Genomic DNA, 13028 nt, shown 5'->3' on the forward strand with positions numbered 1-13028 from the left:
AGTCAACCGCATCGCGCCGCCTAGACTGAACGGGCACTCGCGGGAGTGGTGAAATCGGCAGACACGCAGGATTTAGGTTCCTGTGCCTTCGGGCGTGTGGGTTCAAGTCCCACCTTCCGCACTGGACTGGGCTGGACTGGCTGGCTCTCCCTGACCGAAGGCGCGCGCCGGGGTGCGTCCGACGGGCGATCGCAACCTAGATGCGGTAGCGCTGGACTCGCTCTGGGTGCAGCACGAGCCGCACCACCTCGCTGCGGTGCAACGCGCGGATCGCAGCGCGGTTCGCCTCCAGGTCGGCGCCGTAGTACCGATCGATCAACCGGAGCATGAGCTCGCGTGCGCCCTCCTCGTGGTGGTCGATGCGGCCCTCGATCGACACCCAGTGTTCGGGTTCGCCCACCGGCGCAGCGACGACCACCGATGCGCGGGGGTCCTCTCGAAGCCGAGCCAGACGCGGCGTTCCCACCACGCTGAACATCTGGAGACGTCCTCCGTCGGCGACCTCGAACCACACCGGTCTCGGAGCCGGCCATCTCGAAGGGTGGGGGCGGACGGTGAGCATGGCGTGAAGCGGGCGGTTCAGCAGCTCGAGGTCGTCTGCCGTAAGCGACGGGTTCATGGGATCCTCCGATCGGGGCGCGGTTCGGGCCGCGCTGCGCACGCGGGTGCTGGGGTGGCGGAGCCGCGGTCGTAGCCGGATGTTACCCGCGCCCGACCGTTGGACTGCGTTCAGCAACACGTCCTAGACGTCCCGCTTCTTGGTCACGACCAGGGCGATGACCTGGAGTCCGATCGCCCACGCCGCCATCGTGAGTCCGCCTTCCAGGCGGCTGAGCGCACCATCGGATGCGGTGACGGCGACCATCTGCTGGCCCGCCTCTCCGGGCAGGAAGCGCCCGACGTCCGCGACCCAGTCGGCCAACCCCGCGAGGGTCTGGAGCACCACCGGCAACACGAAGAATCCGCCGACGACGGTGACGATACCGCCGGCCGTGTTGCGCAGGAGCGTGCCGGTGGCCATCGAGATCAGTGCGACGAGCGCCAGGAACGTCCCGGTGTTGACCACGCTGAGGAAGACGCCCTCCTCGCCGAGGGCGAACCCAAGGCCCTGCGCATCGAGGATCGGCTGCGTGACGAAGTAGGACCCGAGAGCGCTGACCAATCCGACGACGAACGAGATCGCCGCGATGACCGCCGCCTTGGCAACCAGCGCCTGCGTGCGCCCGGGGACCGCCACCATGGTCGAGCGGATCATGCCGGTACCCCATTCCGAGGCGACGAGCACCACGGCGAGCGAGGCGATGAGCAGCTGCCCGAATGCCAGGCCGGATGAGGGGACGGCGAACGCGGCGCCGGGCGGCGCGGCATCGGCGGCCAAGCCCAGCGACCAGGCCACCACCGCGGCGAGCCCGATCATCACCACGAGGGTGATGACGATCAGGATGACCGTCGACGGAACGGTGGTGACCTTGATCCACTCGGACCTCAGCACGCGACCGAAGGTGATCCCGGAGCCGGCCTCGGCGCGGGTGGTCGGCGTGGTCGGTATGGACGAGGTTGCGGTGGGTGCGGTCATGGTCAGCGTCCTTCCGTGGATGCGAGGGTCGAGGTGTTCGAGAGGCTTCGGGATTCGTATTCGACTTCGCCCCTCGTCAACTGCATGTATGCGCCCTCGAGCGACAGTTGCAGCGGCGTGAGTTCGTAGACCAGGACGCGCTCTCGGAGGGCGACCTCCGCGACACGACGCGCCTCGACGCCGCTGATCTCGACGAGCTCGGGTTCGAGCACCTGCGAGGTCACGCCGTCGCCGGCGAGTGCCCCGAGGAGGTCCTGTGGGCGTTCCGCTCGCACCCGGACGCGCGCCGTGCTCTGCGCGTCGATGATGGACTGGATCGGCGCGTCCGCGATGATGCGGCCACGTCCGATGACGATGAGGTGGTCCGCGGTCAACGCCATCTCCGACATGAGATGCGACGACAGGAAAACCGTGCGACCTTCGCCGGCCAGATCCCGGGCGAGATGCCGGACCCACTGGACGCCCTCGGGATCGAGGCCGTTCACCGGCTCGTCCAGGATCACGGTGTGCGGATCCCCGAGCAAGGCGACCGCGATGCAGAGCCGCTGGCCCATGCCGAGCGAGAATCCGCCGACGCGCTTCCTGGCGACGGGGCCGAGCCCGGTGAGCTCGATAACGTCGTTCACCCGGCGATTCGGGATGCCATGCGTCGCCGCCATGGCCCGGAGGTGGTTGTAGGCGGAGCGCCTGGTGTGGACCGCCTTGGCGTCGAGGAGCGCGCCGACTTCGTGAAGCGGGGCCTTGTGCGCTGCGTACGGCCGCCCGTTCACGGTGACGCGTCCGCCGGTCGGGTTGTCGAGGCCCATGATCATGCGCATGGTGGTGGACTTGCCGGCCCCGTTCGGGCCGAGGAACCCGGTCACGCGTCCGGGCTGGACGGTGAACGAGACGGTATCGACGGCCGTCTTGCGGCCGTATCGCTTCGAGAGGGCTTGTGCTTCGATCATCATCCTTCTTCCTGCTCGTTCGCACGAGCATCGGAATCGGTGGTTCCGTCCCCCGCAATGAGAAACGGTGTGCTCAGGACAGGGTCAAGCGGGCGGATCGCGGCCTCCCGTGCTCCGGCGACCCCAGGAGGAGGGCGAGCGGGTCGACGGACCCGGGATCGATTGCCATGTCCCCATTGCACTCGGAGGGAGCAAGGGCGGGTAGTGCCGTGATGTCACCCGTTGACATGACGGATGTCACGAACGGCAGCCGGAGGTGCGGTGCCGCCGCCGGGACTCATGGCCGACTCGATCAGCCGCGTCGAGCGAGCAGCCCGTCCACGACGGCTCGTGCATGCTCGGATTCCGCGTCGCCACGCCAGCGGACCTGGACGAGGTCTCGTCCGAGGACGACCGTCGCCATCGAGACGCCCTCGTCGAGCTGCACGTGCAGCGCCCCGTCGGTCTCCGTCGAGGCCGAACCTTCGGGGAGCGCCTCATCGGCCGGCTGCATCCATCCGCCGTCGGGAACGACGAGCACCTGAAGGCGTTCGTCATCACCGAAGTCGAGTTCGCACACGGTGGATCCCGTGAGATCGATGGCGGTGTTCGTCATCGAGCGCCTCGGCACCCGATCGGGTGCGAGGGCGGACCCGTCGACGCCCGCCGCATCCGCACCCTGTCCGAGCAGGGCGCGGCACCGTTCGGTACGGTGTTGCACCTGGGGCCGAGGCGTCTCGACCGACTCGGCGCTCGCGACCAGGACCGGCAGCAGCGTCGCGCCGAGGTCGCGGAGTGCTGCCGTCGATTGCGCCGGCCCCGACGGCATGCCGAACGCGCTGATCTCGGCGAACACCTCGCCCGACAGGACGGACAACGTGCAGCTCGCCGGCTCCCCCGGTTCGCAGACGATGCCGGAGGCATCGCCGAGCGTGTCGTCCCATTGGTTGTGGCCGCTCCCGCTCACGTAGCCCTGCCAGTACTCGGCCCCGTGGGGTGTCGCTCGGAGGACGATCGCCGGAGCGTCGCGTTCCACGACGAATCCGTCGACGACGATCGACGAGCCCCAGGAGCATTCGATGCCGTTGTCCTGCAGGATGACCGGATCCGGGAGGTGCGCCTCCGGCGCATCGACCCGCGCACCGAGAAGTCCACTCGCGACTTCCGGACCGACGAGGGCGTCGCAGGTCAGCCCGGGGAACCCGGGCGCCGGCGGGTCGATTTCCGCGGGCGCGCTGTCGGGCACGGGGTTCCCGGCAGGTGGGGTGGGGTTGCTGCGCTCCTCCGGAATCGGCTGCGAGATCCCGGTGCAACCGGCGGACAGCACGACGGACAGTGCCGCGATGCAGCCGACTGCGATTCGCATCGTCGCCGACAGCCGGTGAAGGGCGAGGTCGCTGGGTCGCGGTTCGACCATGTCGTTCCTTTCCGCACGGCGGGGTCGATGCTTCGGGCGGAACCCCGGGCCGCCCGCATCGCGCATCCACCGACTGGGGGAGCAGCCGGCACGGCCGCGTCACCCGGCTCAGTCGCGGCGACGCCACCACCTCGACCGGGTCGATCGTGCCGCCTGCTCGTGGCGTTCGCGCTCCTCGGCCGCACGCCGGTGGCGCGCCTCGCGGCGTTCGCGCCAGGCGCGGGCCTCGCGGTCGGCATCGCGAGTCGCGGTGACGACGGGCGGTCCGCCCAGCAGTTGGCGGCGCGCCTCGATCACGCGTCGGTTGAAGTCCTCGATCGCCTCGCGGACCTCCGACTCGCGGTGCATCCGGTCGAGCCGGTCGTCGAGTTCGGCGTCCTCCACGCGGAGGGTCAGCGCGGGCGGTCCGAGTCCGGTGAGCTGCTCGCGCTCGATCTTCCGACGGATCCACCAATCCGCGTCATGCCGCCCGTTCAGTCCCTCGAGCGGCTTCCCCGCGCCGGGCAGGTCGTCGAACTCCCCGCGTCGGATGGCCTGCTGGATGACGTTCTCGACGTACGCCGCGCGTTCGGCCGCGTTGGACCAGCGGGGACCGTCCGGTGCACGCTCGGCCGTGTCGGGGTCCTCGCCGCGGGCGAGGGCCTCCTCTCGCGCGACGCGATCCGACCGGTAGTGCGCCGCGGCGCGCTGGGGATCCTCGCTCATCCTCGACCTCCTCGCGGCGACGGGCGTCCGTGTTCCACGATACGTCCGGCGGCGAGCCGCCCGGCCGGCGGAGACGCCGCGCTCGCAACTGGCCGCCGAACGGCACGGGACCCTCGGGCTCTGCCCGAGGGTCCCACGAAAGCTCGGCTGGGTCGCACGTCCGCTGCGAGGAGTGGCCCGGCCTGTCCGCGCGTGAGGGGGGATTGCTCCCCCGCTCACTCGTCGATGCGACTCAGCGTCGGTCGGCGCGCTCGTCGCGGTCGGCGAAGTCGCGGCTTCCGGCCTTCGCGAGGCCGCGGCTGATCATGTATCCGATCGTCAGCAGGGTGACGAAGAACCACGCCTGCTCGGCGCCGAATCCCTGTCCGTCCTCACCGTTGTCGACGACCGCCGACGCGATCAGGACGCCCACGAGGACCACGACGTACGCGATGAACTCGGTAGTCTTGAACGCGGCCTTGGTCTCGGTCGATCGTCGGGTCTCGACGTTCCGGGTGGTGTTCGTCATCAGATGTGTGCCCTTCGGGTTGGCAGTCAGGTGTTGCCCGGTGCGAGATGCACCGCCGTACACCCAATCAGTCGGTGGGCGATCGCGGAGGGGTATTGACATCCGTCGGGAGCAGCAGGAGAAATCACGCGAGGGCCGCGGCTCGCGATCCTCAGTCCTGGGGAGGGCGCCGCAGGCGCTTCACGTCGGTCCGCCGCTTCTTCGCGTCCAGGCGCCGTTCCTTCGCGCCGCGGCTCGGCTTGGTCGGTCGCCGCGGGGGCGACGGCGGGCGCAGCGCCTCGGCCACCACGTCGGCCAGGCGAGCACGTGCCGCGTCCCGGTTGCGCAACTGCGCACGGTGCTCGGACGCGGCGATGGTGAGCACTCCGCCGACGAGGCGATTCCCCAGCCGTTCGACGAGGCGTTCCCGCTGGGCCGGGGAGAGGACGGCCGACGCCGCGACGTCCCACACGAGTTCGACCCGGGAGTCGGCGGTGTTGACGCCTTGACCGCCGGGACCGGACGACCGCGAGAACCGCCAGCCGAGTTCCGCCTCCGGGATCGTCAACGCCGCGTCGACGCGAAGACCGGGACGGTGGGCGGCGGGCATGCCACCATCATCCACCGCCCGATGGCGCCCGCGGCATCCGTCACCGACCTTCGGCCCGCTCAACTCCCCCAGAACGGCCCGGTGAGCCCGACGCTCGCGAAGTACTCCCGCGCCTCGGCCGGCTCACGGCGGCGATAGGGCGAGTCCAGGCGGCCCTCGTACCAGTGCGCGGCGAGCCGCCAGAGCGTCGGCAGGTCCATGACGTACCCCCGCTCGTTTCCCGTACGCGAGAGCCAGGCCTCGACGCAGTCCTCGGAGCAGAAGATGCGCTGGTGCGAACAGGTGTGCACCACGTCGTCCCACACGTGCGCGGCCGGCACCAGGAAGTGCGCGACCTGCGGCGCGTCGGGCTCCTCCGCCCGCGAGACCGTCCAGGCGTGCGGGCTCCCGCACGCGGGGCAGGTCGTGGCGATGAGCGCGTGCGGCTCGTCGGGCACGAGGTGCGGGATCGCGAACGCATCCCACGCGCAGCCGCCCCACCAGATGGTGCGTCCGCCCATGACCGAGAACCCGAAGCTGCGGGTCGCGAACGGATGCGCGAGCACGATCCGGTGCTCCTCGTCGAAGACGACATGGCGGGCGGCCGCCAGGCGTTCGAGGGCGTCGGCGACCTCGGCCTCGCTGAGCGAGGCGTGCGCAGCGAGGGCATCGGCGGCGGGCATCCGCCCGCTTGCGGCGAGTCCGCGGTAGACAGCGAGGCGGACCGCCTCATCGCGATCGTCCATGGGTGAAGTCTCCTCCCGCGCAGGGCACGACGCCAGTGCCGGCGTCGGCGCACCCGTCACGCCGGGTCGTCGCAGCCGGGCGTCCCACCCCGCCGGACGCCCGGTAGACTCGGCCCGTCCAGGCGCTGCGATGCGCCGGTGCTCGGAAAAGGGGCACGAAGCGACGCAGCCGTCCCGGCTCCTCGCGAGACACATACGGAACCCTTCCCCGTCCGTCATGTCTCGAGAGGCTTCGCCATGCCCACCGTCTCCGCGCACGTCGCCCGCACCCTCGCCGCCCACGTCGACCACGTCTTCGGGGTGATGGGCAACGGCAACGCCTACTTCCTCGATGCGCTCGAGCGCGAGACGGATGCCGCGTTCGTCGCCGTCCGCCACGAGGTCGGCGGGGTCGTCGCCGCCGACGCGCACTTCCGGGCGTCGGGCCGGCTCGCCGCGGCGACCGCGACGTATGGCGCCGGGTCCACCAACACGCTCACGGGCCTCGCGGAGGCCGTCCAGGCGGGAGTCCCGCTCGTGCTCGTCGTCGGCGACGAACCCACCTCGGGTCCGCGGCCGTGGGGCGTCGACCAGATCGCGCTCGCATCGGCGGTGGGCGCGCGCACCTACACGGTGGGGCGAACGGATGCCGCAGCGACGACGGTGATCGCGATCGAGCACGCCCTGTCGTACCGGGTGCCGACGGTGCTCGCGATCCCCTACGACGTCGCGTCGTTCGAGGCGGGCGATGTGCCGCCCACCGTGCCGCTCCGGCTGCCGGCGCCGCTCGAGCCGGCGGGCGACTTCGGCGCGACGGCGATCCGTCGCCTGGCGGAGCGGCTCGCGATCGCGGAGCGGCCCCTCCTGCTCGCCGGCCGCGGCGCGTGGCTCGCCGGTGCCGGTGCGGCGCTGGGCGAGCTCGCCGCGGCGACGGGCGCGCTGACGGCGACCACGGCGCTCGGGCGCGGCATCTTCCCCGACGCGCGCTTCGACCTCGGCGTGGCGGGCGGCTTCGGCGCCGAGGGCGCGATGGAGCTCGTGCGGGAGGCCGACGTCGCGGTCGTGTTCGGCGCGTCGCTCAACCAGTTCACGATGCGGTTCGGCGAGCTGTTCGCTCCGGGTGCGCACGTGGCGCAGGTCGACACGGCGCCCACGGCGACGCATCCGCACGTCGGTGCGTACGTCCGCGGCGATGCGGCGCTCGTGGCGCGGGCCCTCGTCGCCGAGCTCGGTGCGACCGGGACGTCGCGACCCGACGGCGGATGGCGCGAACGCGTCGACGTCGCGGCATCCGTTCGGCACGACCCGGGCACGGGCACCGCCGAGGATGGCCGGCTCGACCCGCGGTCGGTCGCCGCGCGGCTGGCCGAACTGCTGCCGGAGGACCGCGTGGTCGTCTCGGACGGCGGGCACTTCATCGGCTGGGCGAACATGTACTGGCCCGTCGCCTCGCCCGACCGGATGATCATGGTCGGCACCGCGTTCCAGTCGATCGGACTCGGCTTCCCGAGCGTGCCGGGCGCTGCGGCGGCGCGGCCCGACGCGACGGTCGTGCTCACGACGGGCGACGGCGGCGGCCTCATGGCGCTCGCCGATCTCGAGTCGGCGGTGCGCACCGCGGGCGGGCGCGGCATCGCCGTCGTGTGGAACGACGCCGTCTACGGAGCCGAGGTGCACGTCTACGGCGCGAAGGGCCTCGCGCCCGAGCCGATGCGCATCCCCCAGGCCGACTTCGCGGGGCTGGCCGCGGCGGTCGGCGCGGAGTCCGTCGTGGTGCGCGAGCTCGCCGACCTCGATCGGCTCGCCGAGTGGGCGGCGGTGCCCGTCGGCGAGCGCCGGTTCCTGCTGCTCGACTGCCGGGTCTCCGACCGGGTCGTCGCGCCGTACCAGCGGGAGATCGTGCACGCGAACCGCTGAGGGCGGGAGCACCTCGACCCCGCCTCGCACCGTCGGCGGCGGCGTCGGGGATGAGCGGGGCCGCGGCATCCGTACGATGGGGCGGGTGACCGCCCCCGAACCGACGCCGGACATCGAACCCGGCCTGTACGAGCACTACAAGGGCCCCCGCTACGAGGTGCTGACCACCGCCCGGCACAGCGAGACGGAGGAATGGCTGGTGGTGTACCGCCAGCTGTCCGGCGACCGCGGGACCTGGGTGCGGCCCGCGGCGATGTTCGCCGAGAACGTCGTGCACGAGGGGCGCACCGTGCCGAGGTTCCGCCGCATCGCCGAGCCCGACGGCTGATCGTCGGCGGTCAGGCCAGCGACAGCACGAACGACAGCACAAACCCCGCGGCCGTGCTCATCGCCACCGCAGGGCCCCCGTGCTCGTACGCCTCGGGCATGATCGTGTCGGCGAGCGAGGCGATGACGGCGCCGGCGGCGAATGCGAGCGGCAGCGAGACGGTCTCCGGGTCCGAGTTCGCGAGCGGCCCGGCACCGACGACCACCGCGATCACGAGGAGCACCGCGCAGCCCGTCCAGAGGCTCAGGATGGAGGCGGTCGAGCGCCCCTGCGACCGCATCGACGACGCGCCGACGAGCGCCTCCGGCAGGTTCGAGACGAAGATCGCCGCGAGCAGCGCGAGCCCCCCGGAGCCGGCGGCGCCCAAGGAGACGCCGAGGGCCAGGTTCTCCGGCACCCCGTCGAGCGTCACCGCGGCGAGGAGCGCGAGGCCGGCCGTGCCGCGAGTCGACGCCGACGTGGGCGGACGGTCGGACGCCGCGGCATCCGTGTCGAGCTTCACGCTGCCCTCGACTTCGGCGGTCGGCTTCGCCCGCCGCGTCGGCTGCGCCCAGCGGTCGAGCAGCGCGCTCAGCCCGGTGAAGACGACGGCGCCGACGAAGAGGCCGATCGCGGCGCGCACGATGCCACCCTGCTCGTAGGCGTCCTCGAAGAGTTCGAAGGCGAGCGCGGTGATGAGGGCGCCTGCCGCGAACGACAGCAGCATGGCCAGCAGGCGCTTCGGGAACGTGACGCGCACGCCGAGGAACGCGCCGAGCAGCAGTGCGCTGGACGCGACCGCGCCGAACAGGAGCGCCGTGCCCACGGGCTCAGTATGGAGCGCCGCCCCGACGCCGCGGAAGGTGGTTGACGACGGCGGTTCGGAGGGCCCGCGCCGTCCGGCGTGGGGCACGGACGGCGGGGCGGCTCAACGCTCGACGCGCTCTCCGTCGGCTCCCCCGAACTCCTCGCCGAGGCCCTCGTCGCCGCCTCGCGCGTTCAGCACCTCGATGCCGTCGACGTTGTCGACCTCGACCGAAACCGGCAGCTCCGGCGTCATCGGCTCGGCGAACGGCGGCTCCGGGATGTCGAGGACGGGCGGCGGCTCGATGCGGGCGCCGGTGCTCACGGCGAGCTCCGCGACGGCGCGTTCGAGCGCCGCGATACGCGCCGCCTGCTGGGCGATCAGGGTCTGGTTGTGCGCCACGATCGGCAGCACGCCGTAGTTGAATCGGCGCACGACGCCGGGGTCGGTCTCGACCGACGCCCCGGAGAACAGGCCGGCCCAGATGTTGTTCATGCGCGTCCGGTCGCTGTCGCTGAACATGTCATCCTCCACCATCAGGATCGCGGGCGCGGCTGAGGAGATGGCGGGGCGGATGAGCCCCATCGGGTCCTCGACCCGGCCCGAGAAGATCGAGTCGACGCTTCGGCCGAGCGTCGTGTGCGCATGGGCACCGGCCCATGCGGTGCCGGGCGAGTCGCCCGCACCGGCGACGTGGGCGAGGGTGTCGCCCGGTCGCACCCGCGTCCCCACCGAGACCGCGATGCCGCGCACGTGCGCCCAGCCCGCGAAGCGGCCTTCGTCGAGCTCGACGACGACGCAGCGGCCGAGCACGGATGATCGCGGCAGGCTCGCGACGCGACCCGGGAGGTAGGCCGGGATGGGCGTGCCGGCGCCGTGGATGAAGTCCTTGCCGCGGTGCCCCTGCGGCCCGTAGAACTGCGAGTTCGGCAGGATGCCGAAGGCGCCGCCGGGCGCTCGATAGAAGTCCTGCCACTCGGCCATCGCGTCCCCCCGATGTCGCGACGCATGCCGACCCTGTCGGTCGCGGCATCAGACTAGAGGATTCCTCACCTCACGTCGTCCCCCGAGCGGGGGCTTTCGGTGCAGCCGCCGACGTCGTGCTCAGTCCGCGTATGCGGACGTCGCCGGAGCGACCGCCAGGTCGAGCCCGAACGCCTCCGCCGCATCGCACACGCCGCGGGCCCGCGCGAGGCGTGGCAGGTCGCTGCCGTCGCGGATGCCGGACCGCTCGATGGTCTCGAGCACGCCCAGCGCCCACGCGATCTCGCCCGTGGACGGGCTCATCGCCTGGTGCACGGAACCCACCTGCTCCTCGCGGAGGCACAGGCGCCCGGTCAGGCCGACGGATGCCGCGTGGCGCGACGCCTCGGCGAGCACCGCCGCGTCGCGGGCGACCGTCGGCCCGTCGACCGGCCCGGGGAGCCCGGCCGCCCGGCTCGTCGACACCAGCCGCGACCGCGCGTACAGCAGCGCCATGGGGTCGTCGGCGGCGCCCGTGTCGCGCCGGAAGTCGCCGCTGCCGAACGCGAGGCGGGTCACGCCGGGGGCCGACGCGATCTCCAGCGCCGATTCGACGCCGAGCGCGCTCTCCACGAGGGCGACGAGGGGCAGGGATCCCGCTCCCCCGAGCCCGTCGAGCGTGCGTCGCACGTGCCCCGCCGCCTCGACCTTGGCGAGCACGACGCCCGCGGCGAGGTCGCGGCCGCGCAGGAGCGCGACATCCGCTCGCCACTCGTCGGATGCCGCGTCGGCGATGCGCACCCACGGCCGGTCGGCGATGCCGGCGCGGTCGAGCTCGGCGACGGCCGCGGCGAGCGCGCGTCGGGCCTCGCCCTTGCGGTCGGGCGCGACGCCGTCCTCGAGGTCGACCACGACGACGTCGGCCGACGACGAGCGGATGCGGTCGGCGAGCCGGTCCGCGGTACCGGGCACGAGCAGCCACGAGCGGGCGATGGCCGGTGCCACCTTCGTCGAGGTGGTGACGGATGCCGCGGCCGGCGCCGCCGGCGCGGGGCGTCCCGCGTCGACGGCGCCGGTCGTGCCGGTGACCCGCGTGCTCACCGGCGCGCTCCGGCCTTCTCGGCCTCGAGTTCGCCGACGATCGCGGCGATCGACTCGGTCGACGGACGCTGCTCGCGCTCGACCTCGGCCTGCTCGTCGGCGGAGAGGTGGTCGTCGACGCTCATGGTCGCCTCGTCGAAGGGTCGCTCCCCTGCGAGCACCGACCGCAGCTGCTCGCGGTCGAGCTCCCGGGTCCACGTGCCGACGAGGAGGGCGGCCACGGCGTTGCCGGTGAAGTTGGTGAGGGCGCGCGCCTCCGACATGAACCGGTCGATGCCGACGATCACGCCGACGCCGTCGACGAGGTCGGGGCGGTGCGCCTGGAGTCCGCCCGCGAGCGTCGCGAGGCCTGCGCCGGTGACGCCGGCCGCGCCCTTCGAGGCGACCATCATGAACAGCAGCAGGCCGATCTGCTCGCCGAGCGAGAGCGGCGTGCCCATGGCCGACGCGATGAACAGCGACGCCATCGTCAGGTAGATCGCCGTGCCGTCGAGGTTGAACGAGTACCCGGTCGGGATGGTGATGCCCGCGACCGGCTTGGACACGCCCGCGTGCTCCATCTTCGCGATGAGGCGAGGCAGCACGACCTCGCTCGACGAGGTCGAGACGATGAGCAGGTACTCCCGGCCGAGGTACTTCATCATGCGGAAGATCGACACCCGGGCGACGGTCCACAGCAGCGTGCCGAGCACCACGACGATGAACAGCGCGCAGGTCACGTAGAAGGCGATCATGAGCGTGCCGAGCGAGATGATCGCGGCGACGCCCGTGTTGCCGACGACGGCGGCGATCGCGCCGAACGCCCCGATCGGGGCGACCCACATGATCATCGCGAGGATCCGGAACACGAGCGCCTGGATCTGGCGGATGGCGCCGAGGATCGGCGTGCCCTTGGAGCCCATCTTCTGCAGCGCGAAGCCCACGAGTAGGGCCACGAACAGCACCTGGAGGATGTTGCCGTCGGTGAGCGACGACAGCATCGAGGTGGGGATGATGCCGAGGATGAACTCCGTCGTGGTCTTCGCCTCGCCGGATCCGGCGTCGTACGAGGCGCCCGCGATGTTCATGCCCTCGCCCGGGTGCACCAGGTTGCCGACGACGAGTCCGATGCCGAGCGCGAACGTCGACATGAGCATGAAGTAGAGCAGGGCGAGCCCGCCGACCTTGCCGACGGTCGCCGCCTTCGCGATCGAGCCGACGCCGAGCACGATGGTGCAGAAGATGATCGGGGCGATCATCATCTTGATGAGCAGCACGAACGCCTCGCCGATGGGCTTCAGGCCGACGGCGAACTCGGGGGCCGCGAGGCCGACGACGGCGCCGGCGACGACCGCCGCGATCACCGCGATGTAGAGGTAGTGCGACGGGTCGATGCTCCGCTTGGGCTTCGAGCCGTCGACGCGAGACTGGAGCGCCATTGCCGTCCCTGCCTTCCTTGGTCGGTCGTCGCCGGGGGCGACGAGTCGGGGTGTCGGGCCAGCATGCGCGAGCGGATGCCGCGCCATCCGCT

The 13028-nt window shown here is 72.0% G+C and carries 14 protein-coding genes and 1 tRNA gene; 3 read left to right on the forward strand and 12 right to left on the reverse strand.

Annotated features, from left to right (window positions below):
* The first annotated feature begins 39 nt into the window (after positions 1 to 39).
* Positions 40 to 121: transfer RNA gene (locus M1L56_RS05555), tRNA-Leu, on the forward strand.
* Between the two features lie 75 nt (positions 122 to 196).
* On the opposite strand, the gene M1L56_RS15905 is transcribed toward M1L56_RS05555, so the two are convergent.
* The 8 genes from M1L56_RS15905 to merB form a co-directional block, all read right to left on the reverse strand.
* Entirely contained in the window at positions 197 to 619 is a 423-nt protein-coding gene (locus tag M1L56_RS15905; RefSeq protein WP_308198816.1) for a pyridoxamine 5'-phosphate oxidase family protein, read from the reverse strand.
* Between the two features lie 123 nt (positions 620 to 742).
* Complete coding sequence (locus M1L56_RS05565; RefSeq protein WP_248598488.1) at positions 743 to 1576, reverse strand: ABC transporter permease; 834 nt, start codon at positions 1574 to 1576, stop codon at positions 743 to 745.
* A gap of 2 nt (positions 1577 to 1578) precedes the next feature.
* On the reverse strand, positions 1579 to 2523 hold the full coding sequence (locus tag M1L56_RS05570; protein WP_248598618.1) for an ABC transporter ATP-binding protein: 945 nt from the start codon (positions 2521 to 2523) through the stop codon (positions 1579 to 1581).
* Positions 2524 to 2815: 292 nt separating this feature from the next.
* The gene (locus M1L56_RS05575; protein WP_248598489.1) at positions 2816 to 3919 is read right to left on the reverse strand and encodes a hypothetical protein; all 1104 of its coding nucleotides are present in this window, start codon (positions 3917 to 3919) and stop codon (positions 2816 to 2818) included.
* A 108-nt stretch (positions 3920 to 4027) separates the two neighbouring features.
* Positions 4028 to 4624 carry a DUF1992 domain-containing protein gene (locus M1L56_RS05580; protein ID WP_248598490.1) on the reverse strand — a complete coding sequence of 199 codons (597 nt, stop codon included), beginning with the start codon at positions 4622 to 4624 and terminating at the stop codon, positions 4028 to 4030.
* Between the two features lie 232 nt (positions 4625 to 4856).
* Entirely contained in the window at positions 4857 to 5132 is a 276-nt protein-coding gene (locus tag M1L56_RS05585; protein WP_067950051.1) for a hypothetical protein, read from the reverse strand.
* Positions 5133 to 5283: 151 nt separating this feature from the next.
* Entirely contained in the window at positions 5284 to 5721 is a 438-nt protein-coding gene (arfB, locus tag M1L56_RS05590; RefSeq protein WP_248598491.1) for an alternative ribosome rescue aminoacyl-tRNA hydrolase ArfB, read from the reverse strand.
* Between the two features lie 59 nt (positions 5722 to 5780).
* Positions 5781 to 6446, reverse strand: a complete 666-nt coding sequence (gene merB / locus M1L56_RS05595) for an organomercurial lyase (RefSeq protein WP_248598492.1) — start codon at positions 6444 to 6446, stop codon at positions 5781 to 5783.
* Between the two features lie 237 nt (positions 6447 to 6683).
* Here merB and M1L56_RS05600 point away from each other — a divergent pair, with 237 nt between their 5' ends.
* The gene (locus tag M1L56_RS05600; protein WP_248598493.1) at positions 6684 to 8342 is read left to right on the forward strand and encodes a thiamine pyrophosphate-binding protein; all 1659 of its coding nucleotides are present in this window, start codon (positions 6684 to 6686) and stop codon (positions 8340 to 8342) included.
* An 85-nt stretch (positions 8343 to 8427) separates the two neighbouring features.
* On the forward strand, positions 8428 to 8670 hold the full coding sequence (locus tag M1L56_RS05605) for a DUF1653 domain-containing protein (RefSeq protein WP_248598494.1): 243 nt from the start codon (positions 8428 to 8430) through the stop codon (positions 8668 to 8670).
* A gap of 10 nt (positions 8671 to 8680) precedes the next feature.
* Here the strand turns inward: M1L56_RS05605 and M1L56_RS05610 are convergent, their stop codons facing one another.
* The 4 genes from M1L56_RS05610 to M1L56_RS05625 all read right to left on the reverse strand — a co-directional run bounded on the left by M1L56_RS05610 (position 8681) and on the right by M1L56_RS05625 (position 12936).
* On the reverse strand, positions 8681 to 9475 hold the full coding sequence (locus tag M1L56_RS05610; protein ID WP_248598495.1) for a zinc permease: 795 nt from the start codon (positions 9473 to 9475) through the stop codon (positions 8681 to 8683).
* Positions 9476 to 9577: 102 nt separating this feature from the next.
* The gene (locus tag M1L56_RS05615; RefSeq protein WP_248598496.1) at positions 9578 to 10438 is read right to left on the reverse strand and encodes a M23 family metallopeptidase; all 861 of its coding nucleotides are present in this window, start codon (positions 10436 to 10438) and stop codon (positions 9578 to 9580) included.
* 120 nt (positions 10439 to 10558) lie between these two features.
* Positions 10559 to 11518, reverse strand: a complete 960-nt coding sequence (locus M1L56_RS05620; RefSeq protein WP_248598497.1) for an aldolase/citrate lyase family protein — start codon at positions 11516 to 11518, stop codon at positions 10559 to 10561.
* Complete coding sequence (locus tag M1L56_RS05625; RefSeq protein WP_248598498.1) at positions 11515 to 12936, reverse strand: cation:dicarboxylate symporter family transporter; 1422 nt, start codon at positions 12934 to 12936, stop codon at positions 11515 to 11517. The genes M1L56_RS05620 and M1L56_RS05625 overlap by 4 nt, the downstream gene beginning before the upstream one ends.
* Positions 12937 to 13028 lie beyond the last annotated feature (92 nt).

It is taken from the genome of Agromyces sp. C10, from assembly GCF_023217995.1.
GTDB classification, from domain to species: Bacteria; Actinomycetota; Actinomycetes; order Actinomycetales; family Microbacteriaceae; genus Agromyces; species Agromyces indicus.

What these genes read in the sequence shown, in the direction of transcription:
- M1L56_RS05580 (WP_248598490.1), bottom strand. Translation starts at nt 4,624, where the DNA reads ATGAGCGAGGATCCCCAGCGCGCCGCGGCGCACTACCGGTCGGATCGC.
- M1L56_RS05600 (WP_248598493.1), top strand. Translation starts at nt 6,684, where the DNA reads ATGCCCACCGTCTCCGCGCACGTCGCCCGCACCCTCGCCGCCCACGTC.
- M1L56_RS15905 (WP_308198816.1), bottom strand. Translation starts at nt 619, where the DNA reads ATGAACCCGTCGCTTACGGCAGACGACCTCGAGCTGCTGAACCGCCCG.
- M1L56_RS05565 (WP_248598488.1), bottom strand. Translation starts at nt 1,576, where the DNA reads ATGACCGCACCCACCGCAACCTCGTCCATACCGACCACGCCGACCACC.
- arfB (WP_248598491.1), bottom strand. Translation starts at nt 5,721, where the DNA reads ATGCCCGCCGCCCACCGTCCCGGTCTTCGCGTCGACGCGGCGTTGACG.
- merB (WP_248598492.1), bottom strand. Translation starts at nt 6,446, where the DNA reads ATGGACGATCGCGATGAGGCGGTCCGCCTCGCTGTCTACCGCGGACTC.
- M1L56_RS05585 (WP_067950051.1), bottom strand. Translation starts at nt 5,132, where the DNA reads ATGACGAACACCACCCGGAACGTCGAGACCCGACGATCGACCGAGACC.
- M1L56_RS05615 (WP_248598496.1), bottom strand. Translation starts at nt 10,438, where the DNA reads ATGGCCGAGTGGCAGGACTTCTATCGAGCGCCCGGCGGCGCCTTCGGC.
- M1L56_RS05625 (WP_248598498.1), bottom strand. Translation starts at nt 12,936, where the DNA reads ATGGCGCTCCAGTCTCGCGTCGACGGCTCGAAGCCCAAGCGGAGCATC.
- M1L56_RS05575 (WP_248598489.1), bottom strand. Translation starts at nt 3,919, where the DNA reads ATGGTCGAACCGCGACCCAGCGACCTCGCCCTTCACCGGCTGTCGGCG.
- M1L56_RS05570 (WP_248598618.1), bottom strand. Translation starts at nt 2,523, where the DNA reads ATGATCGAAGCACAAGCCCTCTCGAAGCGATACGGCCGCAAGACGGCC.